23 protein-coding genes and 1 riboswitch are annotated in these 24623 nt (G+C 73.2%); of the genes, 5 read left to right on the top strand and 18 right to left on the bottom strand.

From position 1 onward, the window contains the following. Positions 1 to 33: 33 nt before the first annotated feature. The 5 genes from AB5J54_RS12470 to AB5J54_RS12450 all read right to left on the bottom strand — a co-directional run bounded on the left by AB5J54_RS12470 (position 34) and on the right by AB5J54_RS12450 (position 4503). Positions 34 to 657: a DedA family protein gene (locus AB5J54_RS12470; protein ID WP_369149303.1), complete on the bottom strand. Its 624-nt coding sequence runs from the start codon at positions 655 to 657 to the stop codon at positions 34 to 36. 190 nt (positions 658 to 847) lie between these two features. After that, entirely contained in the window at positions 848 to 1318 is a 471-nt protein-coding gene (locus tag AB5J54_RS12465) for a DoxX family protein (protein WP_369143996.1), read from the bottom strand. Between the two features lie 191 nt (positions 1319 to 1509). Then, entirely contained in the window at positions 1510 to 2160 is a 651-nt protein-coding gene (locus AB5J54_RS12460; RefSeq protein WP_369143995.1) for an HNH endonuclease family protein, read from the bottom strand. A 285-nt stretch (positions 2161 to 2445) separates the two neighbouring features. Then, positions 2446 to 3114, bottom strand: a complete 669-nt coding sequence (locus AB5J54_RS12455; RefSeq protein WP_369143994.1) for an HAD-IA family hydrolase — start codon at positions 3112 to 3114, stop codon at positions 2446 to 2448. A 168-nt stretch (positions 3115 to 3282) separates the two neighbouring features. Beyond that, entirely contained in the window at positions 3283 to 4503 is a 1221-nt protein-coding gene (locus AB5J54_RS12450) for a peptidoglycan-binding protein (protein ID WP_369143993.1), read from the bottom strand. Positions 4504 to 4723: 220 nt separating this feature from the next. On the opposite strand from AB5J54_RS12450, the gene AB5J54_RS12445 reads away from it, so the two are divergent. Continuing rightward, positions 4724 to 6853 (top strand): MFS transporter, encoded by a 2130-nt coding sequence (locus AB5J54_RS12445; RefSeq protein WP_369143992.1) that lies wholly within the window; start codon positions 4724 to 4726, stop codon positions 6851 to 6853. 12 nt (positions 6854 to 6865) lie between these two features. Here AB5J54_RS12445 and AB5J54_RS12440 read toward each other — a convergent pair whose 3' ends face one another. Then, positions 6866 to 7351, bottom strand: coding sequence for a GNAT family N-acetyltransferase (locus AB5J54_RS12440; RefSeq protein WP_369143991.1), 486 nt, complete (start codon positions 7349 to 7351; stop codon positions 6866 to 6868). Positions 7352 to 7384: 33 nt separating this feature from the next. Next, positions 7385 to 7699: an antibiotic biosynthesis monooxygenase gene (locus AB5J54_RS12435; RefSeq protein WP_369143990.1), complete on the bottom strand. Its 315-nt coding sequence runs from the start codon at positions 7697 to 7699 to the stop codon at positions 7385 to 7387. Positions 7700 to 7711: 12 nt separating this feature from the next. On the opposite strand from AB5J54_RS12435, the gene AB5J54_RS12430 reads away from it, so the two are divergent. Together AB5J54_RS12430 and AB5J54_RS12425 are read left to right on the top strand one after the other, a co-directional pair. Beyond that, entirely contained in the window at positions 7712 to 8869 is a 1158-nt protein-coding gene (locus tag AB5J54_RS12430) for a serpin family protein (RefSeq protein WP_369143989.1), read from the top strand. A 60-nt stretch (positions 8870 to 8929) separates the two neighbouring features. Beyond that, on the top strand, positions 8930 to 9334 hold the full coding sequence (locus AB5J54_RS12425; protein WP_369143988.1) for a hypothetical protein: 405 nt from the start codon (positions 8930 to 8932) through the stop codon (positions 9332 to 9334). A gap of 2 nt (positions 9335 to 9336) precedes the next feature. Here AB5J54_RS12425 and AB5J54_RS12420 read toward each other — a convergent pair whose 3' ends face one another. The 3 genes from AB5J54_RS12420 to AB5J54_RS12410 all read right to left on the bottom strand — a co-directional run bounded on the left by AB5J54_RS12420 (position 9337) and on the right by AB5J54_RS12410 (position 12465). Further along, entirely contained in the window at positions 9337 to 10005 is a 669-nt protein-coding gene (locus AB5J54_RS12420; protein WP_369143987.1) for an O-methyltransferase, read from the bottom strand. Beyond that, on the bottom strand, positions 10002 to 11093 hold the full coding sequence (locus AB5J54_RS12415; protein ID WP_369143986.1) for a DUF2330 domain-containing protein: 1092 nt from the start codon (positions 11091 to 11093) through the stop codon (positions 10002 to 10004). The genes AB5J54_RS12420 and AB5J54_RS12415 overlap by 4 nt, the downstream gene beginning before the upstream one ends. An 85-nt stretch (positions 11094 to 11178) precedes the next feature. Further along, positions 11179 to 12465 (bottom strand): cytochrome P450, encoded by a 1287-nt coding sequence (locus AB5J54_RS12410; protein WP_369143985.1) that lies wholly within the window; start codon positions 12463 to 12465, stop codon positions 11179 to 11181. A 229-nt stretch (positions 12466 to 12694) separates the two neighbouring features. Here AB5J54_RS12410 and AB5J54_RS12405 point away from each other — a divergent pair, with 229 nt between their 5' ends. After that, a complete protein-coding gene (locus AB5J54_RS12405) occupies positions 12695 to 13864 on the top strand; it encodes a steroid 3-ketoacyl-CoA thiolase (RefSeq protein WP_369143984.1) in 1170 nt (389 codons plus the stop codon). 43 nt (positions 13865 to 13907) lie between these two features. On the opposite strand, the gene AB5J54_RS12400 is transcribed toward AB5J54_RS12405, so the two are convergent. The 7 genes from AB5J54_RS12400 to AB5J54_RS12370 form a co-directional block, all read right to left on the bottom strand. Next, positions 13908 to 15014, bottom strand: a complete 1107-nt coding sequence (locus AB5J54_RS12400; RefSeq protein WP_369143983.1) for an NAD(P)H-dependent flavin oxidoreductase — start codon at positions 15012 to 15014, stop codon at positions 13908 to 13910. 180 nt (positions 15015 to 15194) lie between these two features. Continuing rightward, positions 15195 to 15596, bottom strand: coding sequence for a transglycosylase SLT domain-containing protein (locus AB5J54_RS12395; protein ID WP_369143982.1), 402 nt, complete (start codon positions 15594 to 15596; stop codon positions 15195 to 15197). A 285-nt stretch (positions 15597 to 15881) separates the two neighbouring features. Next, positions 15882 to 16748: an ECF transporter S component gene (locus AB5J54_RS12390; protein ID WP_369143981.1), complete on the bottom strand. Its 867-nt coding sequence runs from the start codon at positions 16746 to 16748 to the stop codon at positions 15882 to 15884. Next, entirely contained in the window at positions 16745 to 18448 is a 1704-nt protein-coding gene (locus tag AB5J54_RS12385; RefSeq protein ID WP_369143980.1) for an ABC transporter ATP-binding protein, read from the bottom strand. The genes AB5J54_RS12390 and AB5J54_RS12385 overlap by 4 nt, the downstream gene beginning before the upstream one ends. Next, entirely contained in the window at positions 18445 to 19533 is a 1089-nt protein-coding gene (locus AB5J54_RS12380) for an energy-coupling factor transporter transmembrane component T (RefSeq protein ID WP_369149302.1), read from the bottom strand. The genes AB5J54_RS12385 and AB5J54_RS12380 overlap by 4 nt, the downstream gene beginning before the upstream one ends. Positions 19534 to 19574: 41 nt before the next feature. Next, positions 19575 to 20231, bottom strand: coding sequence for an SCO2322 family protein (locus AB5J54_RS12375; RefSeq protein ID WP_369143979.1), 657 nt, complete (start codon positions 20229 to 20231; stop codon positions 19575 to 19577). A 5-nt stretch (positions 20232 to 20236) separates the two neighbouring features. Then, the gene (locus AB5J54_RS12370) at positions 20237 to 21490 is read right to left on the bottom strand and encodes a prenyltransferase/squalene oxidase repeat-containing protein (RefSeq protein ID WP_369143978.1); all 1254 of its coding nucleotides are present in this window, start codon (positions 21488 to 21490) and stop codon (positions 20237 to 20239) included. Between the two features lie 95 nt (positions 21491 to 21585). After that, a riboswitch (cobalamin riboswitch) is annotated at positions 21586 to 21661 on the bottom strand. Between the two features lie 171 nt (positions 21662 to 21832). On the opposite strand from AB5J54_RS12370, the gene AB5J54_RS12365 reads away from it, so the two are divergent. Then, a complete protein-coding gene (locus tag AB5J54_RS12365) occupies positions 21833 to 23458 on the top strand; it encodes a serine/threonine-protein kinase (RefSeq protein ID WP_369143977.1) in 1626 nt (541 codons plus the stop codon). A gap of 39 nt (positions 23459 to 23497) precedes the next feature. Here the strand turns inward: AB5J54_RS12365 and AB5J54_RS12360 are convergent, their stop codons facing one another. Continuing rightward, positions 23498 to 24535 carry an MBL fold metallo-hydrolase gene (locus tag AB5J54_RS12360; protein WP_369143976.1) on the bottom strand — a complete coding sequence of 346 codons (1038 nt, stop codon included), beginning with the start codon at positions 24533 to 24535 and terminating at the stop codon, positions 23498 to 23500. Positions 24536 to 24623 lie beyond the last annotated feature (88 nt).

Raw genomic sequence — 24623 nt, 5'->3', positions numbered from 1 at the left:
GATCGGGGACGTGGGAGTCGCGGACCGCTGCCGTCAGGACGCGGGTGCCGGAGTCGTGGCCGGGCGCCGGATGAGGTACGCGGCGAGGCCGCCCGCCAGGAACAGCGCCAGGGTCGACACCCCCGCGCTGAACCAGGTCGCGCCCAGCCACTGACCGCCCAGCCACCCGAGCCCCACGCTGTACGAGGCCCAGGTCACGCCCGCCAGCGCCGACCACGGCAGGAACTCCTCGACCCTCCGCTTCGCCGCGCCCGCGCCCAGCGAGACCACGGAGCGGCCGGCCGGGGCGAAGCGCGCGAGGACGACGAGCAGCCCGCCGCCCCGGGCCAGCGCGGTGCCGAGACGTTCCTGCGCCAGCGAGAGGCGGCGGGAGCGTGCGATCGCCCGGTCCAGCCTGGCCCCGCCCCGCAGCGCCAGGCGGTACGCCAGGAAGTCGCCGAGCGTCGAGGCGGTCGCCGCGCAGAGGAGCAGGGGGAGGACCGACGGTACGCCGGTGGATGCGCCGGTCGCCGTCGCCGCCGCCGTGGCGGCGGTGATCACCAGGAAGCCGCTCGGCAGCACGGGCAGGAAGACGTCGAGCAGGATCGACGTCGCCACCACCGGATAGATCCATGGACCGGCGGTGAGCGACCGCAGCGAGCCCAGGCTGTCGAGCAGATTCACAGGGCCAGAGCCTACGCGGGGGCGGGGGGCCCGCTGCCGGTGGGCCCCGGGGCGGGACGCGGCCCGGCCCGGTGGGGGAATGGGCGGGATGAGTGGGGTGGGGGAGAAGGGTCGGGCCCCGGCACCCAGAAGGGCCGGAAACCGCACTGCGGATTCCGGCCCCCTCCGCTAGGTGGCTCGTGCGTCAGGCCGCGACCGGCGTGCCCCGCTCCTCGCGGGTCTTCGCGTCCGTGGCCTCGCCGGCGCCGAAGAGCCGGTCCAGGGCCAGCGCGCCCGGGCCCGTGAACACGAGCAGCGCGAAGGCCCAGCAGAACATGGCCGCGCCCTCGCCGCCGTTCTGGAGCGGGAAGAGCGACTCCGGCTGGTGGACCTTGAAGTACGCGTACGCCATCGAGCCCGAGGCGAGGAAGGCGGCGCTGCGGGTGCCGAGTCCGGCCAGGACCAGGACGCCGGCGCCGAGCTGGATGACGGCCGCGTACCAGCCCGGCCAGGTGCCGGCGGGTATCGCCGTGCCGCCGAGGAGGCCGAAGAGCGAGGAGGCGCCGTGGCAGGCGAAGAGCAGGCCGACGACGATGCGGAAGAGGCCGAGCGCGTAGGGCTGGGCCTGGTTCAGGCGTGCCGTGAGGCTCGCGGGGGTAGTGCTCTGAGCGGTCATGGGGGTGGGACTCCTTCGGCCTGGCGGCCCCGTTCGTGGGGAGCGGGGCGCGGGGGGACGGAAACCGATGAGGCCGTAAGGTTAGGCACCCCTCACTAATACTTGCAAGTTCAACATTCTGTCATCGGGGAGCGTGTGGCACGGCTCACTCCCCGACGACCGTCGCTGACGCGGGTTCAGCAGCGCTTCTTTCAGCAGCCGTTGAGTACGGACTGGAGGGCGCTCTTCTCGGCGGAGTCGACGCTGAGGTTCCAGTAGTACTTGACCTGCACCCAGGCCCGGACGTACGTGCAGCGGTAGGCCGTCCGCGAGGGCAGCCACGTCGCCGGGTCCTGGTCGCCCTTGGCCTGGTTGACGTTGTCGGTGACGGCTATGAGCTGCGGCCGGGTGAGGTCGTTCGCGAAGCCCTGCCGCTGCGCGGTGGTCCAGGAGTTCGCGCCCGAGCGCCAGGCCTCGGCGAGCGGGACCATGTGGTCGATGTCGAGGTCGGACGCTACGGTCCAGGTGGCGCCGTCGTACTCGGAGTACCAGCTGCCGCTGATCGCGGCACAGTTGGAGTCGGTGGCGACGTTCACGCCGTCGCGCTTGAGGACCGTCTCGCGCGTGTTGCAGGTGCCGGACTGGGTGATCCAGTGGGGGAAGAGGTCCCGGCTGTAACCCGAGGTGGAACCTTCCGCCTTGACCGTGAGGGCGGCCAGGTAGGTGCGGGCGGTCGCGGCGCTGACCGGGGTGGGCATCGCGGCCTGCGCGGCCGGGGCGGTGGCGAGGAGGCCGGTGACGGTGAGGGCGGCGGAGGTGGCGAGTACGGCGAGTCGACGCGCGTAGATCATGCCGGTGGGCATGTGAACTCCCTTGATGTGGGGGGACCTTGGCTGACTGCGTCCCCGCGGGGTGCCGGGCGGTGGGCCCGGTCATCGTGGCGGCGCCAGGTTTCGGTGGGGGGTGCGCCAGGTAACAGGGTGGCGACATGGACACGTCACATCAAGGGGTGTGACGTGTCCTGATGGAGTGCCAGATTCCGCCCGCGGTCAGGGAGTCGGGGGAAGGTGGGTCGGGGACGGGCGGGAAACGGTTCGCGCGCGGCCGGAAGGTCCGGTCGCGCGCGAGTCGGGAGAAAAGGGGGAGGGTTACGCCAGGACGGTCAGCGTGATCGAGCCGTCAGCCGCGGGCTCCACCCGCAGTCGCGTGAGGTCGGCGACGTGCGCGTCCGGTGCGAAGGCCGCAGCGCGCGGGCCGACGCCCACCACGCGCATACCGGCCGCACGGCCCGCCTGGATGCCCGCCTCGGAGTCCTCGAAGACCACGCAGTCCGCCGGCGCGAAGCCCAGCGCCGCCGCGCCCTTGAGGAAGCCCTCCGGGTCCGGCTTGCTGGCACCGACCATCTCGGCCGTGACCCGGACCTCCGGCATCCGGAGCGCCGCCGCACCCATCCGGGCCTGGGCGAGCGCCTCGTCCGCCGAGGTCACCAGGGCGTGCGGCAGGTCCGCGATGGCGGCCATGAAGGCGGGGGCGCCGGCGACGGGGACGACCCCGTCGAGGTCGGCGGTCTCCTCGGCCAGCATCACCCGGTTGTCCGCGTGGTTCTCCGCCATCGGGCGGTCCGGAAGCAGGACCGCCATCGTCGCGAACCCCTGGCGGCCGTGGACCACCTTCATCACCTCGCCCGCGTCGAGACCCTGGCGGTCCGCCCAGCGGCGCCAGCAGCGCTCGACGACGGCGTCCGAGTTCACGAGGGTGCCGTCCATGTCGAGGAGGAGGGCGCGGGCGGTGAGCGTTGCCGGGGTGGTGGCGGCCATCGGGTCTCCAGAAGGGGTGGCACGGAGAACGAAGTGGTCCCGCCCACCGGTCAGGGAGTGCGGGCGGGGCCACTTTGTTCTTCTACGATACAAAACCCGGGGCCGTCTTGGCCAACCGGTCCGCGCTCCGGAATCCCGCGGCCCGCCGCCCAGCCGTCGTACGGCGGTCTAGAGCCAGGTGCTCCGCTCCAGGGCCTCGCGCGTGTGGGGGCCGTACACACCCTTCGGGTCGCCCTGGATGTACATCCACGACTGGTAGTTCTTCACCGCGCGCCAGACCTCCTGGTCGTACTCCCCGTCCACGTCACCGTGGTACGCCCCCGCCAGGGTCAGCCGCGCCTGGAGCTCGACGACCTCGTCGCCCGAGGAGCCGAGGCTCAGCGTGGCCGCCGCTTCCTCGGTCGGCTGCGGCGGCTGTGCGGACGGTGTGGCCGTCGTCGGCGCCGCGGCCGTCGGAGCCGCGGAACGAGTGGCGGCCGGAGGGGCCGCCGACGCGCTCGCGGTCGTACGGCTCGGGGAGGGGGTCGCCGACGGCGACGCGGACGTCCGGTGCGGCGTCGGGGAGGAGGCGGTCGGCTCCGGCGTCTCCGAGGACGGGGACGGGGCCTCCGACACGGCGACGTTCAGGGAGGCGCTCGTGGTCACGTCGGGCACGGCCGCCCGGTCGTCGGTCTCGTCCGCGCCGCCGAGGACGGCCGCCGCCAGGGCCGCGGTGCCCGCCACGGCGACCGCGGCCACCGCCGCGACCATGACGCCCCGCTTGCGCCCGCGCCCCCGCGCCCGCTCGTGCGCGGGCGGTACGTCGCCGACACCGCGCAACAGCAGCGGCATGGTCTCGGAGGGGTCGCCCGCGGAGGCGCCGGGGTGGACGCCCTTGGGGTACGCGTCCGGGGCGGGGGCGGAGGGGTACGCGTCGGTGCCGGGGGCGCCCGGGTACGCGCCGGGATGCGCCGCCGCGGGGTACGCCTCCGACTCCGGGCCGGCCGGGTACGCACCCTCCGGGCGGATCGCCGCCAGCTGGGTGGTCGGCGGGTCCTCCGTGGAGTAGGCCGGTATGTGTGCGGTCGGCGGGTCCTGTGCGGGGTACGCCGGTACGTGCGCGGTCGGCGGGTCCTCCGTCGCGTACGCCGCCGGTACGTGTGCGGTCGCCGCGTCCCCCGTCGAGTACGTCGGCAGGAGCGCGGTCTGCTGGGCGTCCGGCCCCGCCGCTACGCCGTCCGCCGGACCGACGCCCGTCAGGCCGACGCCGGCCGGACCGACGCCCGTCACGCCGGCGCCCCCCGCGTCCGCCCCCGCCGCCGCCTCGTACGGCCCCGCCGGTCCCTCCGAGGCGTCCAGGGTCACGTAAGGCCTGATCCGCAGCGGGTCGAAGTCCTCGGCCGCCGCCATTTCCGCCGCCCGGGCGCAGGCGCAGCCAGGTCTGTGTACACCGCATTCAGGACAGACGTGTCCGGTCATGATGGGTCCCCTCCCCGATACCACTGCGAGCGATTATGCAGGCCGCACCTGTACGGCGGGCGAACGACTGTGCCCTTCCGCAGGCCATAGTGGGACATTCCGATCAGGATGGAGGGGCCCGCCGCGACACGGACACGGACACGGAGACCCCATGGCTCAGGACACGCACCCGTCCCAGCTCGGTGAAGCCGACGTCCCCGTGCCGGGCGAGGGCCAGAGCCACCGCACCGTCCTCGTCGCGATCGGCGCACTGCTGCTCGGCATGCTGCTGGCCGCGCTCGACCAGACCATCGTCTCCACCGCCCTGCCGACCATCGTCAGCGAGCTCGGCGGCATGGAACACCTCTCCTGGGTGGTCACCGCCTATCTGCTCGCGTCCACGGCCGGAACCCCCCTCTGGGGCAAGCTCGGCGACCAGTACGGGCGCAAGAAGCTCTTCCAGGGCGCCATCGTCGTCTTCCTGGTCGGCTCCGCCCTCTGCGGCATCGCCCAGAACATGCCGCAGCTCATCGCCTACCGTGCGATCCAGGGCCTCGGCGGCGGCGGTCTCATCGTCCTGGCCATGGCGATCGTCGGCGACCTCGTCCCGCCCCGGGAGCGCGGCAGGTACCAGGGCCTCTTCGGCGCCGTCTTCGGCGGCACCAGCGTCCTCGGCCCCCTGCTCGGCGGGCTCTTCACCCAGCATCTCTCCTGGCGCTGGGTCTTCTACATCAACCTCCCCATCGGCATCGTCGCCCTCTTCGTCATCGCTGCCGTCCTGCACATCCCGGTCCGCTCCACCCGCCACACGATCGACTACCTCGGCACCTTCCTCATCGCCTCGGTCGCCACCTGCCTGGTCCTGGTGACCTCGCTCGGCGGCACCACCTGGGCGTGGGGCTCGCCGCAGATCACCGGACTGGCCGTCCTCGGAGCCGTACTCCTCGTCTGGTTCGTGAACGTCGAGCGGCGGGCCGCCGAGCCCGTGCTGCCGCTCAAGCTGTTCCGGATCCGGACCTTCAGCCTCGTCTCGGTGATCAGCTTCGTCGTCGGCTTCGCCATGTTCGGCGCGATGACCTATCTGCCGGCCTTCCTCCAGGTGGTCCAGGGCGTCACCCCGACCATGTCCGGCGTCCACATGCTGCCCATGGTCCTCGGCATCTTCATCGCCTCGACCGGCTCCGGCCAGATCGTGTCGCGCACCGGCCGCTGGAAGGTCTTCCCGATCGCCGGCACCGCCCTCACCGGGCTCGGTCTGTTCCTGCTCCACCAGCTGACGGAGACCAGCTCGACCTGGTCGATGAGCGTCTGCTTCTTCGTCTTCGGCGCCGGACTCGGCCTCGTCATGCAGGTCCTCGTCCTGGTCGTGCAGAACGCCGTCTCGCACGAGGACCTCGGCGTCGCGACCTCCGGAGCGACCTTCTTCCGCTCCATCGGCGCCTCCTTCGGCGTCGCCGTCTTCGGCACGATCTTCACCCACCGGCTCACGGGCAAACTCGACGACGTGTTCGCGAGCGCGGGTACGGAGCTCCCGCCCGGCACCGGAGCCGACCGGGTCGCCGCCGACCCGCGCGCCATCGCCCAGCTCCCGCCCGAGCTGCGGCCGTCCGTCCTGCACGCCTACGCCACGTCCATCACGGACGTCTTCCTGTACGCGGCGCCGGTCGTCCTCGTCGCCTTCGTCATCTCCTGGTTCCTGAAGGAGGACAAGCTGCGCGCCTCGGTGACCCCGCCCGACACCAGCCGGACGCTCGCCTCCCACCCGGCCGAGCGCTCCTCGTACGAGGAGCGCGCCCGCGCCCTGTCCGTCCTCGGGTCCCAGGAGGGCCGCAAGGCGATCTACGTGAAGATCACCGCCCGCGCCGGGCTCGACCTGCAGCCGGCCGCGAGCTGGCTGCTGCTGCGCATCCGCCGCCACGGGACCGTCGAACCCTCCCGGCTGGCCGAGACCACCCCCGTACCGCTGGGGGTGATCACGGAGGCGTCCCGGCAGGTGGAGGAGCGGCGCCTGGTGGCCCGGGAGGGCGTCCAGCTGACCCTCACCGAGGAGGGGGTGGGGGCGGCGACGGTACTGGCCAGGGCCAGGGAGGAGTCGCTCGCCGAACTCCTCGGCGACTGGTGGGGACCCGACCGGCCCACCGACCTCGTCCAGCTGGTGGAGGAGCTGACGGCCGAACTGCGCGGCCCGGACGGGGAGCTGCCCCCCACACCGGAACCGCCCCGCGACCACCACGAACCGCCCCGCGACCGCCAAGGGCCGCCCGGCGACCACCAAGGGCCACCCCGCGACGACCACGGCTGAACCCGGAGGGGCTCAGAGCTCCTTGCCGTACCAGATGTCCATGTAGGGCCCGGTGCAGTACGCGGGGATCTCGTCGTACCCGTGCCGCGTGTACAGGGCGCGTGCCTCGACCAGGTCCAGGCGGGTGTTGAGGACCATCCGGCGCGCGCCGAGCGCCCGCGCCTCCTCTTCCAGGCGGCGCAGCAGGCCGCCCGCGCCGCCCGCCCCGCGGTAGGCGTGCCGGAGGAACACCCGGGTCAGCTCGGCGCGTTCGTCGTCCAGCATCAGGACGCCGCCGCACCCGGCCGGCTTCCCCTCGAACCGGGCGACGAGGAACTGCCCGGTCGGCGGCGTCAGCTTCTCGACCCCGTCGTTCGTCAGGCCCTCGTCTATCTCGGCCTCGGTCGCGGGCCGCTTCCAGTAGCGGCTGGCGACGTCGTCGTAGTAGTCGCGCCGCAGCGAGGTCGCGTCCGGGGTGTCGACGCGCTCAGGAGAGAAAGTCCAGGTCATGCGGGCCATTCTGAGGCCCGCATGACCATGCCCGCCGCCGAATTACTTGGGCGACGCCTGCTGGACGACCTCGAAGGACCACAGGGTGGAGCCGGAGGCCGCGGGCTTCGGCCGCTCGCCACCACCACCCTGGTGAGCGTCCTTCATGGAACCGCTCATCCAGTTCTGGAAGTCCTCCTCGCTGCGCCACCGGGTGTACACCAGGTACTGGTCGGTGCCCTCCACCGGGCGCAGCAGCTCGAACCACTCGAACCCGTCGGACCCCTCCACGGCCCCGGCCCGAGAGGCGAACCGCTGCTCGAGCACCTCCCGCTGCTCGGCCGGCACGGTCAGGACATTGATCTTCACGATGCTCATGGAAGGCAGGATATGACCCACGGCTCCGGTACCCCCGAAGCGGATGCGGCGGCGGACGCGATACGGACCCTGGCCGCGCGGTGGCTGTCGCGGCTCGGGGACGACGACTTCGTCGTGTCGCCCGTCGGGTTGTGGCTGGCGCTCGGGGTCGTGGCGGCCGGGGCTCGGGGGCGGACCGGGGAGGAGTTGCGGGGGCTGCTCGGGGTCGAGGGGGAGGAAGCCGGCGCGGCCGTGACCCTGGTCGGGCGGCGGGTCGCGGGGACCGACGGGGTCGACGTGGCCACCGGGGTGTGGAGCGCGCTGCCGGTCCTGGACACCTTTCGGCAGAGGGTGCCGGGGGTGCGGTTCGGGGTGTTGCCCTGGGCCGTCCTGTTCGCGCTGCCCGATGAAGTCCTCGGGGCCACGGACGACATGTCGATGGGGGAGCTTCCCGATCTCCAGGAGGAGCTCGACGGCTGGGTACGGGGTGCCACCCGCGGGCGGATCACGCGGCTGCCGCTCGAACTCGACGGATCCGAGGACCTGGTGCTGCTCAACGCGCTTGCCCTCCGCGCCTCCTGGCTGTCCGCCTTTCCGGGGCACCTCACCCGCGACCTGCCCTTCACCGACGGGTACGGCGACACCCGCCCCGTACCGACCATGCGGAAGCGGATCCCGGCCGGGTGGGTCTGGTACGTGGATCGGGTCTGTGTCGTCGAGCTGCCCTGCGAGGAGGGGGTGCGCGTGCGGTTCGTGCTCGGGGCCGAGGGGGACGGGCCCGCCGACGTGCTGCCCGCCGCCTGGGCCGGGACCGGGGCCCGGCGGCCGCTCGTCGCCGACTCGGCCGACCTCGGCCTGCCGCGGTTCACGCTCCGTACGACGACTGATGCGCTGGAGCACCTCGCGGCGCTCGGTGTCGGTCGCGCCCTGCGGCCCGGGGCCGAATTCCCCGGGATCTCCGACGCCGATCTGTACATCGCCAAGGTCGCCCAGTCGGCGATGATCGACGTCGCCGAGGAGGGCGTCGAGGCCGCCGCCGTCACCCAGGTCACGATGACCCGCGGCGCGGCCCCGCCCCGGCACGAGGTGGTGGAGCGGATCGCCTTCGACCGGCCCTTCGGGGTGGTGGTGCTCGACGAGGAGGGTGAACTGCCCCTCTTCACCGGGTGGCGGTCCAGCGCCCCCGTTTGACGATCCCCGTGGGCAGGCGTAGTCCGGAATCAGGGGGATTCGGGCGAGAGGAGTCCCATCATGCTCGGCGAGCAGCTGGGGACGATTTCCGGAGAGATGACAGGGCTGCGCGTGCTGTCCACCGACGGCGGTCACGCCGTCACGGAGTCCTCGTTCTCGGGCACGGGCACGCTCCTGGGCGTGACCATCAAGGACATGGGGACGTACGAGTCGGTCCTGCAGGCCGACGGCACGCTCTTCGGCGAGGGCCAGGGCATCAGCATGACCCAGGCCGGAGAGACGATCACCTGGCACGGCACCGGTGTCGGCCGCTTCAACGAGTCCGGCGGTGTGAACTGGCGGGGCGCCGTGTTCTACGAGAGCGCCGCCGCCCAGTTCGCCCGGCTCAACGGCACCTGCGCCGTCTTCGAGTTCGACACCGAGGAGAGCGGGAAGGTGACGGGGGCTCTCTACGAGTGGAAGTAGCCCTACCCGGTGACGCGGGCCAGGAGCAGGCCGTCGTAGCCCTTCGTGCCGACCGTCTGGATCGCGGTCGCGTCCAGGCTGGAGTCGGCGGCGATCCGGGAGAACATCTCGCGCGTGCCCGTGATCGCCTCGTCGTCCGGGTGCGGAGTCGCGACCCGGCCGTTGCGCACCACGTTGTCGACGATGATCACGGTGCCCGGACGGGAGAGCTTCACGGCCCACTCGACGTACCGCGGGTTGTTGACCTTGTCGGCGTCGATGAAGACCAGGTCGAAGGGGCCCGCGCCTTCCGCCTCCAGCTGGGGCAGGGTGTCCAGGGCCGCGCCCGTGCGGACCTCGACGAGCTTGTCGAGGCCGGCGCGGGCGATGTTGGCGCGGGCGACGTCCGCGTGGGCCGGCTCGTACTCCAGAGTGATCAGCCGGCCGTCGGCGGGCAGCGCGCGGGCCAGCCAGATCGTGCTGTAGCCGCCGAGGGTGCCGATCTCCAGGATGTTCTTCGCGCCCTGCATCTGGGCGAGCAGATGGAGCAGCTTGCCCTGGTTGGGGGCGACGGCGATCTCCGGCAGGCCGGCGGCCGTGGAGTCGGCGAGCGCGGCCGTGAGCGCCTCGTCGGCGGGGGCGATCGTCTCGGTGAAGTACGTGTCGACTGCGGTCCACTGAGGGTTCGTCATGCGGTCGAACGTACACCTGCGGCCCTGCGTGAGCGGCGCCTTGCCATCCGTACGCACGCCGGCGCCGCGACCAGGAGTACGGCTCCGGCCGTCAGCAGCCACACCGGGATGCCGCCGAGCGTGAGCAGCCGGTCCGTGTACGCGATCTCGCGGTACGGGGTGTCGGCGACCGCCCGCAGGTGGTGGTCGTCGTCGATGCGCGCCGGGTTCGGGAACTTCTGCTCCAGGGCCGTCAGCTGGACCGGCGCGCCGCCCGCCAGCCCCGCCACCGCGTGCTCGGGGCGCTCGATCCGGCCCGCGAACGTCACCTCGGGGCGGTCGCCGCCGATCGGGGAGCGGGGCTCCATCCGGTGGTCGGCGAGGATGTACAGGCCGAGGGTCTGCGCGGTCCGCGCGAGGCGGGAGAGCCGCATGGGGTAGACGAGTTCGGGGGAGGCGAAGCGGATCCGCAGCGGGGTCAGCTCGCCGTACAGCGTCGCGCCCTGCTCCTGCGGCGCCAGGCGGACGGCGACGTACTCCCACTTCCGCTCGACGTACGGCTGGAGCGCGTCGGTGAGCCGTTCGGGCAGCTCGAAGCCGTTGGTGCGCAGCCAGTCACCGAGGGCCTCGGGGTCGGTGGCGGTGAGCCGGGCCACGTCGAAGGGGCCGAGCCGTTCGCGGCCGACGACACCGACGCCGGAGCCCGCGCCGGGCGGGGCGGCGGCGGCTCCGTCGCCGTACGTGTCGTCCAAGGGCCAGTCGCCCTCGCGCGGCCAGAAGTAGTGACGGTCGCGCTGTTCGGGCTCGGTGAGCCGTTCGAGCTCGTCGAAGAGCGCCGGGTCGCCGAGGGTGACGTCGGCGCGGCTCGGCACCGGCATGATCCAGGCCGCCCGCCGGGCGTTCCCGTGGACGTGGAAGCGCATGACGACGGTCTCGGTGCGGCCGTCCCAGCGGACGGCCGACTCCTCCCGGTCGACACCGATGCGCTCGGACCTGTCCGGGATCATCGCGCCGCAGCCGCAGGCGTAGGCCGGTGCGACGAGCGAGCCGAGCTGGAGCGCCAGCAGCGCGATGACGACCGTCAGGATGTTTCTCTGTGTCCCCCGCATGCGGGGTCAGACGTGGTCGATCGCATTCCGGTTCCGTGCGTGCCTTCCGTGAGTACCTTCCGTGCGTACCTTCCGTGCGTACGGCTCAGACGGAGGTCCGGACGCGGAGTTCCTTCACCCCGTTCAGCCAGGCCGCCCGCAGCCGGCGTGGTTCGCCGGCGAGGGTGAGGTCGGGCAGGGCGTCGGCGATGGCGTTGAAGATCAGCTCGATCTCCTTGATGGCGAGGGACTTGCCGAGGCAGAAGTGGGGTCCGCCGCCGCCGAAGCCGAGGTGGGGGTTGGGGTCGCGGGTGATGTCGAAGCGTTCGGGGTCGGCGAAGACCTCGGGGTCGTTGTTGGCGGAGGAGTAGAAGAGGCCGACCCGGTCGCCCTTGCGGATCTTCTGGCCGCCGAGTTCGGTGTCCTGGGTCGCGGTCCGCTGGAAGGAGACGACGGGGGTCGCCCAGCGCACGATCTCCTCGGCGGCGGTCGCGGGGCGCTCGCGCTTGAAGAGTTCCCACTGCTCGGGGTGGGTGAGGAAGGCGTGCATGCCGTGGCTGATGGCGTTGCGGGTGGTCTCGTTGCCGGCGACGGCGAGCAGCAGGACGAAGAAGCCGAACTCGTCGGAGGAGAGGTTGCCCTGGCCCTCGGCGGCGACGAGCTGCGACACGATGTCCTGGGCGGGGCACTCCTTGCGGGCGGCGGCCATGTTCATCGAGTAGCCGATGAGTTCCATGGCGGCCTCGGCGCCGATCTCCTCGGTGATGGCGTACTCGGGGTCGTCGTACGCGACCATCTTGTTCGACCAGTCGAAGATCCGGGCGCGGTCCTCCTGGGGGACGCCGATGAGTTCGGCGATGGCCTGGAGGGGGAGTTCGACGGCGACCCGGGTGACGAAGTCGAAGGTGCCGTCGGCGTCGGTGCCGCGCTTCGCCTCCTCGACGATGGCGTGCGCGCGCTCGCGCAGGGCGGTCTCCAGGTTCCGGATCGCGCGCGGGGTGAAGCCGCGCTGCACGATCTGGCGGACCCGGGTGTGCTCGGGCGGGTCCATGTTGAGCATGATCAGCTTCTGGACCTCGATCTGGTCCCGGGTGATGTGCTCGTTGAAGCGGATGACGGCGGTGTTCTCGTTCGAGGAGAACAGCTCAGGGTGGGTGGAGACGTACTTGACGTCCGCGTGGCGCGTGACCGCCCAGTACCCGCCGTCCGCGAAGCCGGTGACGCCGGACGGCTGGGGGCACCACCACACGGGCGCGGTCTGCCGCAGCCGGGCGAACTCCGGGAAGGGGACGCGGTCGCGGAGCAGATCGGGGTCGGTGGCGTCGAACCCTTCGGGGAGCCCTTCCGGGAGCCCTTCGGGGAGCTGTCCTCCGGGGAGATGCGGGCAGGCCATCGGCAACACTCTCCATATCTGATGGACCATCAGAAGTTGCCGGGAAAGTTAGTAACGAGTTCTACAAGTAGCAAGGGGCGGAGCGGGAACTGTTGCCTCCCGGACCCTTGCGTACCCGCGGTAGCAGTCATAAGACTGCACTCAGAACTAGAACGCGTACTAGTTCCCCCGTGACGCCGACCGACCGGGGTGCCGGGACACCCCGTCCGGTCGAGGAGAGGACGAGCTCATGGCCGCGGAACCCGTCATCGTCGAAGCCGTACGCACCCCCATCGGCAAGCGCGGAGGCGCGCTCGCCAACCTCCACCCCGCCTACCTCCTGGGCGAGACCTACCGCGAACTCCTCGGCCGCACCGGCATCCACGCCGACTGCGTCGAGCAGATCGTCGGCGGTACGGTCACCCACGCCGGCGAGCAGTCCATGAACCCGGCGCGCACCGCCTGGCTCACCATGGGCCTGCCCTACGAGACGGCCGCCACCACGGTCGACTGTCAGTGCGGGTCCTCGCAGCAGGCCAGCCACATGGTCGCCAACATGGTCGCGGCCGGCGTCATCGACATCGGGATCTCCTGCGGCGTCGAGGCCATGTCCCGCGTCCCGCTCGGCTCCGGCTCCAAGCACGGCCCGGGCAAGCCGTTCCCCGACGAGTGGAACGTCGACCTGCCCAACCAGTTCGAGGCCGCCGAGCGCATCGCCCGCCGCCGCGGACTCACCCGCGAACGCGTCGACTCCCTCGGCCTGCTCTCCCAGGAACGGGCCGCGATCGCCTGGTCCGAGGAGCGCTTCAAGCGCGAGACCTTCGCCGTCCAGGTCCCCACCACCGAGGCCGAACAGGCCGCCGGGCAGGGCATGTGGCGGCTCGTCGACCGCGACGAGGGCCTGCGCGACACCACCATGGAGGGCCTGGCCGGCCTCAAGCCCGTCATGCCCACCGCGATCCACACCGCCGGGAACTCCTCGCAGATCTCCGACGGCGCCTCCGCCATCATGTGGGCCTCCAAGCGCATGGCCCGCGCCCTCAAGCTCCGCCCGCGCGCCCGGATCGTCGCCCAGGCCCTCGTCGGCGCCGACCCGCACTTCCATCTGGACGGGCCGGTCGACGCGACGCGGGCGGTGCTCGGGAAGGCCGGGATGTCGCTCAAGGACATCGACCTCGTCGAGATCAACGAGGCCTTCGCGTCCGTGGTGCTGAGCTGGGCGCAGGTCTTCGATCAGGACCTGGAGAAGGTCAACGTCAACGGCGGTGCCATCGCCCTCGGTCACCCCGTCGGCGCCACCGGCGCCCGGCTCATCGCCACCGCCCTGCACGAACTGGAGCGCACCGACAAGGAGTTCGCGCTCATCACGATGTGCGCGGGCGGGGCGCTCGCGACCGGGACGATCATCCAGCGGCTCTGACCGTCACCCCGCGGCTCCGGCGATCAGCCCGCGGCTCCGACCGTCACCCCGCGGCTCCGACAGCCTGCTCCACGAGGGCGGAGAGGTACGCGGCGGCCGAGGGCTCCTGCGCCAGGGCCGCCGCCTGGCCGGCCCAGAGGTTCACGTACTCGGGCCGGCCCTGCTCCGCGGCGGCCCGCCGCACCGGACCCATCAGCGCGTTCTGCACGGGATACGGCGGTACGCGTTCCTCGTGGGCGGCCATGTCCCGGACGAAGCCGTTCGGGATGCCCCGCGCCGTGCGCCCCGAGAAGAGGCGGGTGAGGACGGTCGTCCGGGCCTCCGGGGTGCCGAGGATCCGCCGGTGCGCCTCGCTCGCCCCCGACTCGCGCGTGGCGAGGAAGCCGGTCCCGACCTGGACGGCGTCCGCGCCGAGCGCGAGCGCGGCGGCGACCCCGCGCCCGTCGGCGATCCCGCCCGCCGCGATCACCGGGACCGCCACCGCGTCCGCCACCTGCGGGATCAGCGAGAAGGTGCCGACCAGGGATTCCCGTACGGGACGGAGGAAGGCGCCCCGGTGGCCGCCCGCGTCGCTGCCGGAGGCGACGACCGCGTCGACCCCCGCCGCCTCCAGGGCCACCGCCTCCTCGACCGTCGTCGCCGTGCCGACGACGACGGTCCCGCGCCGCCGGGCCTCCGTGACCAGACGGCGCGGCGGCAGGCCCATGACCAGGCTGATCACCGGCGGGGCGGTCGCGATCAGGGCGTCCAGCTGCGCGTCGAAGTCGGGCCACGCCCGGACGTCCTCGGCGCTCGGGGCACGTACCCCCAGCTCCTCGTAGTACGGGCGCAGGCGCTCGATGTGCTCGGCGAGCGCGGACTCGGGAAGGTCGGTGCGCTCGCCCTCCTGCGGCACCCAGAGGTTCACGGCGAAGGGGCGGCCGGTCGCGGCGCGCAGCTTGGCCACCAGCGCGGTGATCTCCTCCGGGGTGTGGATGTGCGCCCCGTACGAGCCGAGGCCGCCGCCCTCGGAGACGGCCGCGGCCAGCTCGACCGAGGAGAGGCCCCCGCCGAAGGGGCCCTGGACGACGGGGAGCGGGATCCCGACGAGGTCGCCGAAGCGGCCGGGCGGAAGGGTGGGGGCGTCGGCAGGGGCGGGGTGCGCGGACACGGGCAGCCTCCGAGGTCGGTCGCGGCGGGACCGTTCGGTGGGGTCCGCCGCCGATACCGGGAACCCTAGACGAAGCTAGACGACCGGTCTACTAAATCGGGGGACGCGGAAAACGCCGCAGGCCCCGCCCCTCCGTGAGGAGGGCGGGGCCTTGCGGATGCGCGGTGCGGCAGGTGCTTCTTAGTACCAGCCGTTGGCCTGCCAGAACGCCCAAGCGGCGTTCGGGGAGCCGTAGCGCTCGTTCATGTAGTTGAGGCCCCACTTGATCTGGGTGGCCGCGTTGGTCTTCCAGTCGGCACCGGCCGAGGACATCTTCGAGGCCGGCAGGGCCTGGACCAGGCCGTAGGCGCCGCTGGACGAGTTGGTGGCGCTGGGGTTCCAGCCGGACTCGTGCTCGACGATCTTGCTGAACGAGGCGTACTGCGAGGCGGGGACGATCTGACGAGCGAGCTCCTGCGGGCTGGCGGCCGAGGCCGCGCCCGTCGTGCCCAGCACCGCACCCGACGCACCCAGCAGCACGGCTGCGGACACGGCGATCTTCTTGTTGCGGGCAGAGACACGAGTGGTGAGCGAGCGGATCAAGGTATCGACCTAACGTCGGGAACAAGGGCTGCGCCAGGCGTTTTCGGCAAGCCGGAACCAGAGCCCGGGAGGCCCGGGAACTGGGGGGACCGGCTGTCCGTGGTGCTGCGATGAGCACCGGCTGCCTGGCGACGTCCACCAGAGAAGCAGGGCCGGAACGCCGATGCAATGACCCCCTGTACGAGGGAGGTTCGGACCCGGGGGCCCCTCGGGGGTGGGTGGCTGTGCCGTGTTTCCGCAGGTCATGCGGGGGTGTGGGGTAGTTTGGACGGGTACGTCGGGCTACTATTTCGCTTCGTACGTGACGTAGGTCCTATGGGGCGCCTCACTCGGAGACCCCCCTTCCGGGGCCTCGAATGTGACCTGGGCCTCGAAGTTCGCCCGCCGCGTGGCCCGCCGCAGCGCCCGCAGCAGCGTGCCGCCGACGGTGAGGGTCAGGACGACGGTGAGCGCGGCGCGGCCGAGGTCCCAGCCGAGGGAGGTGGCGAGGACGTAGGCGAGGAAACGGACCAGGTTCTCGTGGAGCGGGGCGCCCGGCACGAAGGAGACCCCGCTGCCCAGGCCCTGCAGCAGGACCCAGCCCTGAAGGTTCATGACCGTTCCGTACGCGAAGGCCGCCAGGAATCCGTACACGGACAGCATCAGCAGCTCGCCCCGGCCCCGGAGCCGGTCAAGGCCCGGGAGCAGTCCGGCGCCCATCGTGAACCAGCCCATCGACAGCATCTGGAACGGCATCCACGGGCCGACCCCGCCCGTGAGCAGGGCCGAGGCGAACATCGTCACGGACCCCAGGACGAAGCCGAAGCCCGGGCCGAGGACCCGGCCGCTCAGCACCATCAGGAAGAACATCGGCTCCAGACCGGCCGTCCCCGCCCCCAGCGGGCGCAGGGCCGCGCCCACCGCGGCGAGCACGCCCAGCATCGCCACCGCCTTCGCGTCCATCCCGCAGTCCGCGATCGTCGCCACCACCACCGCGACGAGGAGCGGAAGCAGCGCCGCGAACAGCCACGGCGCGTCCCCGGCGTGCGAGGTCACGGCGGAGCCGGCGTCCGCGAAGAGGGGCCAGCAGAAGGCGAGGATCCCGACGAGGGAGACCAGGACGAGTGCGGCGACGGAGCGTGGGCCGAGGCGGAGGGGGCGGGCCGTCTTCACAGTGCCGCCTCCACCTGTTCGACCGTGAGCCACGGCTGCGGCGCCAGGATCTTCGCCACCTGCGGCGAGAACGCGGGCGAGGACACGACGACCTCGGCGGTCGGGCCGTCCGCGACGACCTCGCCGTCCGCGATGATCACCACCCGGTGCGCCAGCTCGGCCGCCAGCTCCACGTCGTGCGTCGCCAGCACGATCGCGTGGCCCTCCGCCGCGAGGGTCCGCAGATGGGCGACCAGACGGGCCTTCGCCGCGTAGTCCAGGCCGCGGGTCGGCTCGTCGAGCAGGAGCAGCGGGGGGCGGCCGGTCAGGACGACGGCCAGCGCGAGCGCGAGCCGCTGGCCCTCGGACAGGTCGCGGGGGTGCGTGCCGTCCGCGACGCCCGGCAGCAGTTCCTCCACCAGGGTCCGGCAGGTCCCCGGCGTCGCGCCGGCGTCCGCGTCGGCCGCCGCGCACTCGGCGGCGACCGTGTCCGCGTACAGGAGGTCCCTCGGCTCCTGCGGAACCAGGCCGACCTGGCGGATCAGCTCGCGGGGCGGGGTGCTGTGCGGGGCCCGCCCCGCGACCCGGACCGTGCCGGTCGTCGGCTCGATCATGCCCACGAGGGTGGAGAGGAGGGTGGACTTCCCGGCACCGTTGCGGCCCATGAGCGCGACCGTCTCGCCGGGGGCGACGTGGAGGTCGACACGGCGGAGGGCCTCGACGCGGCCGCGGCGGACACCGAGGGCTTCGGTGCGGAGGAGGGGGGTGGTGGGGGGGGGGTCGGTGGGGAGGGTGCGGCGCCGTAGGAAGGGGAGAAGGCCTGACACGGCCGAAGGCCGTACGGGGTCCGGGGCGGAGCCCCGGTTACGGGAAGGGGCGGGGTGGGGGAGAAGCCCCGCAGGGCCTGCGGGCGCACGGCCCTCCAGCCGCTCCTTCAGCTCGCCCGCCCTCCGCCGCGCGTCCCGCACCGTCAGCGGCAGCGGGTCCCAGCCCGCCAGCCGGCCCAGCGCCACCACCGGCGGGTGTACCGGCGAGACGGACATGATCTCCGTCGGCGGGCCCATCACCGCGTCCGGCAGGAGGAGGACCTGGTCCGCGTACTGGACCACTCGTTCCAGGCGGTGTTCCGCCAGGAGGACCGTCGTGCCGAGGTCGTGGACCAGGCGCTGCAGGACCGCCAGGACCTCCTCGGCCGCCGAGGGGTCGAGCGCGGAGGTCGGTTCGTCGAGGACGAGGACCTTGGGGTGCGGGGTGAGGACCGAGCCGATCGCGACCCGCTGGCGCTGGCCGCCGGAGAGCGTCGCGAGGGGGCGGTCGCGGAGGTCGGCGAGGCCCAGGAGGTCGAGCGTCTCCTCCACGCGCCGGCGCATCACGCCCGGTGCGAGGCCCAGGGACTCCATGCCGTACGCGAGCTCGTCCTCCACCGTGTCCGTGACGAAGTGCGCGGACGGATCCTGCCCCACCGTTCCCACCAGGTCCGCCAGCTCCCGCGGCGGATGCGTGCGGGTGTCGCGGCCGTCGACCGTCACCCGGCCGGTCAGGGTGCCGCCCGTGAAGTGGGGGACGAGCCCCGACACCGCGCCCAGGAGGGTGGACTTGCCCACGCCCGACGGGCCCACGAGCAGGACCAGCTCGCCCTCGGGGACCGTGAGGTTCACGTTCCGCAGGGCCGGCTCCGCGTCCTCCTCGTAGCGCACCGAGACGTTGTCGAAGCGGATCACACGAACTCCTTGGGTTTCGGCGCCACGAACGCCGGGACCAGGCCCACCAGGACCGACACCGCCGGCCACACCGGCAGCTCCGGCGCCTCCAGGGGGACCACTCCGGGGTGCAGCGCCTCCGGGGCGTACGCGTTCGCCCAGATCATCAGGACCGCGACCGCCACCCCGGAGCCCGCGACCAGCCAGGCCCGCGCCCCCCAGTGGTCGGGGCGGTAGCGCGTACGGACCGTCCTGCGGCCGCCGAGCCGGAGCCCGGCCATCGCGGCGAGCAGCCCCGCGCCGAGCAGCGGAAGTCCGTAGCCCGCGCCCTCCGCGGCGAGCAGTCCGTACGAGCCCGCGCAGATGCCCAGGAGGCCACCCAGGGTCAGGACGTTCGTGGTGCGGCGTACCGCCGCCGGGACCTGGGCCGTCCGGCCGTAGCCCCGCGCGTCCATCGACGCCGCCACCGCGATCGACCGTTCCAGCGCCCCCTCCAGGACCGGCAGGCCGATCTGGAGCACCGCCCGCACCCCGCCCGTGGGCCGGCCCCGCAGTCGGCGGGCGGTCCGCAGCCGGACCACGTCGGCGACCATGTTCGGCGCGAAGGTCATCGCCACGACGACGGCGACCCCGGCCTCGTACAGCGCCCCCGGCAGCGACTTCAGCAGCCGCGCCGGGTTGGCCAGCGCGTTCGCCGCGCCCACGCAGATCAGCAGGGTCGCCAGCTTCGCGCCGTCGTACAGCGCGAACACCAGCTGCTCGGCCGTCACCCGGCCCCCGATCCGTACCCCCTGCGCCCAGTCCGGCAGCGGCACCTCGGGGAGGACGAACAGCTCGTGCTCACCGGGGATCGGGGAGCCGAGGATCAGGGAGAAGACGACGCGCAGGGCCACGACGAACAGGCCCAGCTTCACGAACGCGCCGTACGAGCGGGCCCAGGGCGCGTCCGTGCGCCGCGCCGCCACCACATAACCCGCCACCCCGACCAGGAGGCCGAGCAGCAGCGGGTTCGTCGTCCGGGACGCGGCGACGGCCAGGCCGAGCGCCCAGAGCCACCACGCGCCCGCGTGCAGGGCGTTGGCCCGGCTCGCCTCGGGGGCCGTCATCACGCTCCGGGCCGAGGACGTGAACACGCTCCGGGCCGTACTCATCCGCGCCGGCGGGCCTTCCAGATCGCCGCCCCGCCCAGGGCCAGGACCGCCGCACCGCCCGCGAGCACGCCGAACGACGGGCCGCCGCCCCCGTGGGACTCCTGTGCGGCGGCCTTCGGAGCGGCCGACGCCGCCGGCTTCTCCTCGACCTGCTCGCCGCAGCCCTTCGCCGGATACCCGGCGATCCCGCACAGCATCGCGGCGCTGTCGTACCGCAGCGGTTTCGCCACCGCGGCCAGCGCCTCCGCGCCCGTCGCGTCCTCGCGGACCTGCGCGCAGCCGACCTGGACCGGCTTCGCCGGCGGGGTCTCCCCGGGCGGCGCGTCCGCCGGGCCGCCGAAGTCGACGACGACCGCGATCCGCTTCGTACCGTCCTTCTTCTCCACGCCCCCGCAGATCCCCGGGAAGTCGGGGGCGTTGGAGGGCCGGGACATGTCGTCCGTGCCGTTGCTGATCGCGAAGCGGAAGCCGAGGGCGTCGCCGTCGGCGGGCCGGGCGGTCGCCGGACCCTGCGTGGCGTACGTCCAGGGCTTTCCGCCGGTGCTCTCCCAGAACGACCAGTAGCGGTAGCCGGCCGCCTGCGCCGGAGCCGCCGCCACGGCGGTCAGGGCGAGGAGCGCCCCGGCCGTGACGCCCGCGGCCTTCGTCGGCATACGGCTCACTTCTTGCGGCCGCTCACGAGGAAGCCGATGCCGACGCCGACGACCGTGCCGATGCCGATGATCCACCAGACGTCGAAGCCGAAGCCCTCGTCGTCGCTGGTGGAGGAGGCCGAGGTGTCCGGGGTCTTGGGCGCCGGGCCGGTGGCGTTGAGCTGCTCGACCAGGTCCACCGTGCCGAACTCGCGCGGGTCGGTGTCCGTCGCGCGGGCCGCCAGGATCAGCTGCGCGTACGCGGCGGGGCCGCCCTCCTTCGCCCACGCGGCGGAGTTCTTCTCCAGCCACGCCAGGGCCGGTTCGGCCTCCTTCGTGGCGCCGGCGGCGGCGAGCGCGACGACGGCGTCGGCGGTGTTGCCGACGTCGGGCTGCTCGGTGGTGTCGGTGGCGCCCGGCATCGGCGGCAGCGTCAGGTGACCGGTCTTCGCGAGGGACTTCGCCAGGTAGGAGGCGCCGTTCAGGGCGGCCCGCTCGGCGGTCGGCTTCGACAGGTCGTTGCAGGCCGGCGGCTGCTCGGGGGAGGCCTTCGCGGCGACGATGCTCTTCCCGAGCCCGGCGAGGGTCGCCGCCGCGGTGGCGTCGGCGTTGGCGAGGAGCTTGCCGTCCTTGTCCGGCTGGTACGCGAACGCCCCGGCGCCGTCCTTGGACGAGCAGGGCAGGGCGAAGGCGAGGAGCGCGTCGTACGGGGTGCGGCCCTCGGCCGACGTGAACGAGACGGGCTTCACGCCGATCGCGGCGAGCGCGCCGATCACGATCGAGGTGGAGTTGGCGTCGCTCGCGCCGCCGGCGCCGTAGCCCCAGCCGCCGTCCTTGTTCTGCACGGACCGCAGCCAGTCGGTGCCGGCCTCGACGGCCTTGTCGATCGCCGCGGGGGCGGCGGACTGGCGGCGCACGGCGCGGAGCGCCTCGACGGCGACGGCCGTGGCGTTGGTGTCCCGCATCGTCTTCGCGTCGCAGGACGTCGACACGTCCGCGCGGTACGAGGCGAACGAACCGTCGTCGCACTGCTGGCCGAGCAGCCAGTTCACCGCCTGGTCGGCGGGCTGGTAGCCGGCGCGGCCCTGGGCGAGGAAGGCGAGCGACTGCCGCCAGACACCGTCGTAGGTCGGGTCCTTCGTGCCGTACAGGCCGGGCGGGAGGGTGCCGGTCGAGGGGGTCGGGGACGGCGCGGCGGCGGCCGGGACGGCTGCTGCGGTGCCGAGCGCGACTGCGGCGGCGGCGGCGAGCGCGGCGGCGCCGCGGCGGACGGTGTTCATGGGGCCCTCTCCTGCGGCCGGGCACCGGCACGCCTCGGGGGCACCAGGCTCCGGCTCCGTATTCCTCGACGGTGCCGGCGGTCACGTCCCGGGCGGGGCATTCCGACTCGCCGCTCCCCTGGGGGCGGCTCACGGCTGCGCGGTCAGTGCCGGATTTCCACCGGCTTCCCCCCGTACGGGCATGATGACGACCCGCTCACTCTACCGGCCCGTACGCCCGCCGCCCCGGGGGTGCGAGGCGCCTCACACCGGCTGCGGGAGCAGCCTGCCGGAGAGCTGATCGCTGTGCCATGCTGACGCCGCCACGAGAGCACGACGACGGCGTCTTCACGGGGGTGCGGAATGCGCGCGTTGACCGAGAGCGACCCGCGGGGCGTCGGCCCCTACCGGCTCCTCTACCGGCTGGGCGAGGGCGGCATGGGCCGCGTCTACCTGGGCCGTTCGCGGGGCGGCCGGACGGTCGCGCTCAAGGTGGTGCACGGCGCGCTCGCCGGCGACCCGGGCTTCCGCAAGCGTTTCGCCCGCGAGGTGCGGGCCGCCCGGTCGTTACGCGGCGCCGGCACCGTCCCGGTCCTCGACGCCGACCCGGACGCGGAGGTGCCCTGGCTGGCCACCGCGTACGTGCCGGGTCCCGCGCTCTCCGAGGCGGTCCTCGCCCACGGACCCCTTCCCGAACCGGCCCTCTGGCGGCTGCTCTCCGGCCTCGCGCACGCCCTCGACGGCGTGCACCGGGCGGGGCTCGTGCACCGGGACGTCAAACCGTCGAACGTGCTGCTGTCGCCGTCCGGGCCCCTGCTCATCGACTTCGGCATCGCCCGCTCCGCCGACGAGACGGCCCTCACGGGGACGGGCCTTGTCGTCGGCTCGCCCGGTTTCATGTCGCCCGAGCAGGCGGAGGGGCGGACGGTCGGGCCCGCGGCGGACCTCTTCTCGCTCGGCGCGGTCCTCGCGTTCGCGGCGACCGGGCGCGGGCCCTTCGGCGGCGGTTCGGTGGCGGAGCTGCTGTACCGGCTCGTCCACCACGAGCCGGACCTCGACGGGGTCGAGGGGCCGTTCGGGGAGCTCGTACGGAGCTGCCTCGCCAAGCGGCCGGACGACCGGCCGCCGGTGGCGGAGCTCGCCGCGACGGCGGACGCCCACCGGGCGGAGTCGGGGAGCTGGCTGCCGGCGCCGGTGGTCGCGGCCATCGCGCAGAAGGCGGAGGAGCTGCTCAACGCGGAGGCGGAGTTCGAGCCGGAGCCCGCTGCCGAGCCGGAGCCCGATGGCGGGGTGGAGCCCGATGCCGAGCCGGAGCCCGATGGCGGGGTGGAGCCGGCTCCCTCAAGCGCCCGTACGGGCACGGGTACGACGCCGGCCACCACCGTCCTCCCTCCGCCGCGCCCCACCGCCGTTCTGCCCCGGCCCCGCGCCGCCGTCCGCGGACCGGCCGCCGCCGGAGGGCGGGCCCGGGCCTCCTCGGCCGGTGTGCCGTCCGCGCGGGAGCGTGCGGTGCGGGCGCTGACCTCGGGTCTGGGGAGGCCGCTTCTCGGCCTCTTCTACCTGGTGCCGATGGTGGCCTTCCTCGTCGGCGGAGTGGACCTCCTGAGCCGGGCGATCGCGTACCCCTCGCTCTCCGACCAGGCGCAAGGCCCGTACCAGTGGGCGATGAACGACTGGTGGCGACTGCCCGCGACGGCCCTCCTGATCGCCACGATGGTCGGACTCCAGGTCTACCGGGGGCGGCTGCTCACGGTCCGGCCCGGCCGGGTCCGGCTGTGGTCGGCCGGGGTCGCCCTCTACTGGATCGCGCTGATCGCCTTACTGACCCTCCACCTCCTCTGGTTCCTCTTCGTCCACAACGGCTACGACTCTTACGAGCACGGTGGGCAGCACTGGCTGTGGTGGGTGGCGATCCCGGTGATGGTGCTCGGCGGCGGCATCTCCCCACTGGTCCTGATCATGTCCCTCATCCGCCTGTTCAAGGCCTGAGGCGGATGAGGGACAGGGCGGGCCGAGGCGGGGCGGGCCTCAGACCGCGACGTACGTGACCGGGTCCGTGCCCGCCACCGGCTCCGCGCGGCCGAGCTTCACCAGGCGGCGGAGGTGGGCCTCGGCCTCGCTGACGGCGATGTTGCGGGAGCCGTAGGGGATCTGCTCCCAGGGGCGGTTCCACTCCATGCGCTCGGCGAGCTGCCACGGGGTGAGCGGGGTCGCGAGGAGGCCGAGGAGGCCGGTGAGGCGCTCCTCGTGGTGGTCGAGGAGTTCGCGGACCCGGCCTGCGGCGTCGGTGAAGGCGTACTGGTGGGCGGGGAGGACCTCGGCGACGCCGAGGCGGCCGATCCGTTCGAGGGAGTCCAGGTAGTCGCCGAGGGGATCGGTGGCGGTCGCGTCGTCGGGGTCCTCGTACAGGCCGATGTGCGGGGAGATCCCGGGCAGCAGGTGGTCGCCGGAGAAGAGCCGGCCGTGGCCGGGCAGCCGGGAGGGGTGCTCCTCCTCCAGGTGGAGGCAGACGTGCCCGGGGGTGTGGCCGGGGGTCCAGATCGCGCGGAGGCGGCGTCCGGCCAGGTCGAGGAGCTCGCCGGGGACGATCTCGCGGTCGGGGAGGGCCGAGCGGAGTCCTGGCAGGGTCCGCATCCGGCCGGCGGCGCGGGCGGCGCGCAGCGGCGCGATGTGGTCCTCGGGGGCGCCGACGGTGGCGAGTTTGCGGGCGAGGTAGTCGAACCAGGTGCCGGGCTCGGCCTCGCGGGTGCGGCGGACGACGGCCGTGTCGGCGGCGTGCATGGCGATCCAGGCGCCCGACTCCTCGCGGACCCGGCCGGAGAGGCCGTGGTGGTCGGGGTGGTGGTGGGTGATGACGACTCCGTGGATCTCCGTGACCGACAGGCCCAACGCGGCCAGTCCGCCGCTGAGTTCGTCCCAGGAGGCCGGGTCGTCCCAGCCCGTGTCGACGAGGACCGGGCCGCGGTCGGTGTCGAGGACGTGGACCAGGGTGTGGCCCAGCGGATTGTCCGGGATGGGCACCCGCAGGGACCAGACGCCTCCGCCGTGCTCGGTCACCTGGGTCATGAGCGTCCTCGTCTCTGCGTACCGGTACGACCATCGCCCACCATAACTAGAACTGACTACTCGTCAGAAGAGCCGGGCTACGGACCGT

The sequence above is a fragment of the Streptomyces sp. R44 genome (assembly GCF_041053105.1).
GTDB lineage: Bacteria > Actinomycetota > Actinomycetes > Streptomycetales > Streptomycetaceae > Streptomyces.
This window is presented reverse-complemented; position numbering and strand designations above follow the sequence as displayed.

Excerpts from the sequence above, each read along its gene's own strand:
- AB5J54_RS12465 (WP_369143996.1), bottom strand. The coding sequence starts at position 1,318 with ATGACCGCTCAGAGCACTACCCCCGCGAGCCTCACGGCACGCCTGAAC.
- AB5J54_RS12460 (WP_369143995.1), bottom strand. The coding sequence starts at position 2,160 with ATGCCCACCGGCATGATCTACGCGCGTCGACTCGCCGTACTCGCCACC.
- AB5J54_RS12455 (WP_369143994.1), bottom strand. The coding sequence starts at position 3,114 with ATGGCCGCCACCACCCCGGCAACGCTCACCGCCCGCGCCCTCCTCCTC.
- AB5J54_RS12450 (WP_369143993.1), bottom strand. The coding sequence starts at position 4,503 with ATGGCGGCGGCCGAGGACTTCGACCCGCTGCGGATCAGGCCTTACGTG.
- AB5J54_RS12445 (WP_369143992.1), top strand. The coding sequence starts at position 4,724 with ATGGCTCAGGACACGCACCCGTCCCAGCTCGGTGAAGCCGACGTCCCC.
- AB5J54_RS12440 (WP_369143991.1), bottom strand. The coding sequence starts at position 7,351 with ATGGCCCGCATGACCTGGACTTTCTCTCCTGAGCGCGTCGACACCCCG.
- AB5J54_RS12435 (WP_369143990.1), bottom strand. The coding sequence starts at position 7,699 with ATGAGCATCGTGAAGATCAATGTCCTGACCGTGCCGGCCGAGCAGCGG.
- AB5J54_RS12430 (WP_369143989.1), top strand. The coding sequence starts at position 7,712 with ATGACCCACGGCTCCGGTACCCCCGAAGCGGATGCGGCGGCGGACGCG.
- AB5J54_RS12425 (WP_369143988.1), top strand. The coding sequence starts at position 8,930 with ATGCTCGGCGAGCAGCTGGGGACGATTTCCGGAGAGATGACAGGGCTG.
- AB5J54_RS12420 (WP_369143987.1), bottom strand. The coding sequence starts at position 10,005 with ATGACGAACCCTCAGTGGACCGCAGTCGACACGTACTTCACCGAGACG.
- AB5J54_RS12415 (WP_369143986.1), bottom strand. The coding sequence starts at position 11,093 with ATGCGGGGGACACAGAGAAACATCCTGACGGTCGTCATCGCGCTGCTG.
- AB5J54_RS12410 (WP_369143985.1), bottom strand. The coding sequence starts at position 12,465 with ATGGCCTGCCCGCATCTCCCCGGAGGACAGCTCCCCGAAGGGCTCCCG.
- AB5J54_RS12405 (WP_369143984.1), top strand. The coding sequence starts at position 12,695 with ATGGCCGCGGAACCCGTCATCGTCGAAGCCGTACGCACCCCCATCGGC.
- AB5J54_RS12380 (WP_369149302.1), bottom strand. The coding sequence starts at position 19,533 with ATGACGGCCCCCGAGGCGAGCCGGGCCAACGCCCTGCACGCGGGCGCG.
- AB5J54_RS12375 (WP_369143979.1), bottom strand. The coding sequence starts at position 20,231 with ATGCCGACGAAGGCCGCGGGCGTCACGGCCGGGGCGCTCCTCGCCCTG.
- AB5J54_RS12370 (WP_369143978.1), bottom strand. The coding sequence starts at position 21,490 with ATGAACACCGTCCGCCGCGGCGCCGCCGCGCTCGCCGCCGCCGCCGCA.
- AB5J54_RS12365 (WP_369143977.1), top strand. The coding sequence starts at position 21,833 with ATGCGCGCGTTGACCGAGAGCGACCCGCGGGGCGTCGGCCCCTACCGG.
- AB5J54_RS12360 (WP_369143976.1), bottom strand. The coding sequence starts at position 24,535 with ATGACCCAGGTGACCGAGCACGGCGGAGGCGTCTGGTCCCTGCGGGTG.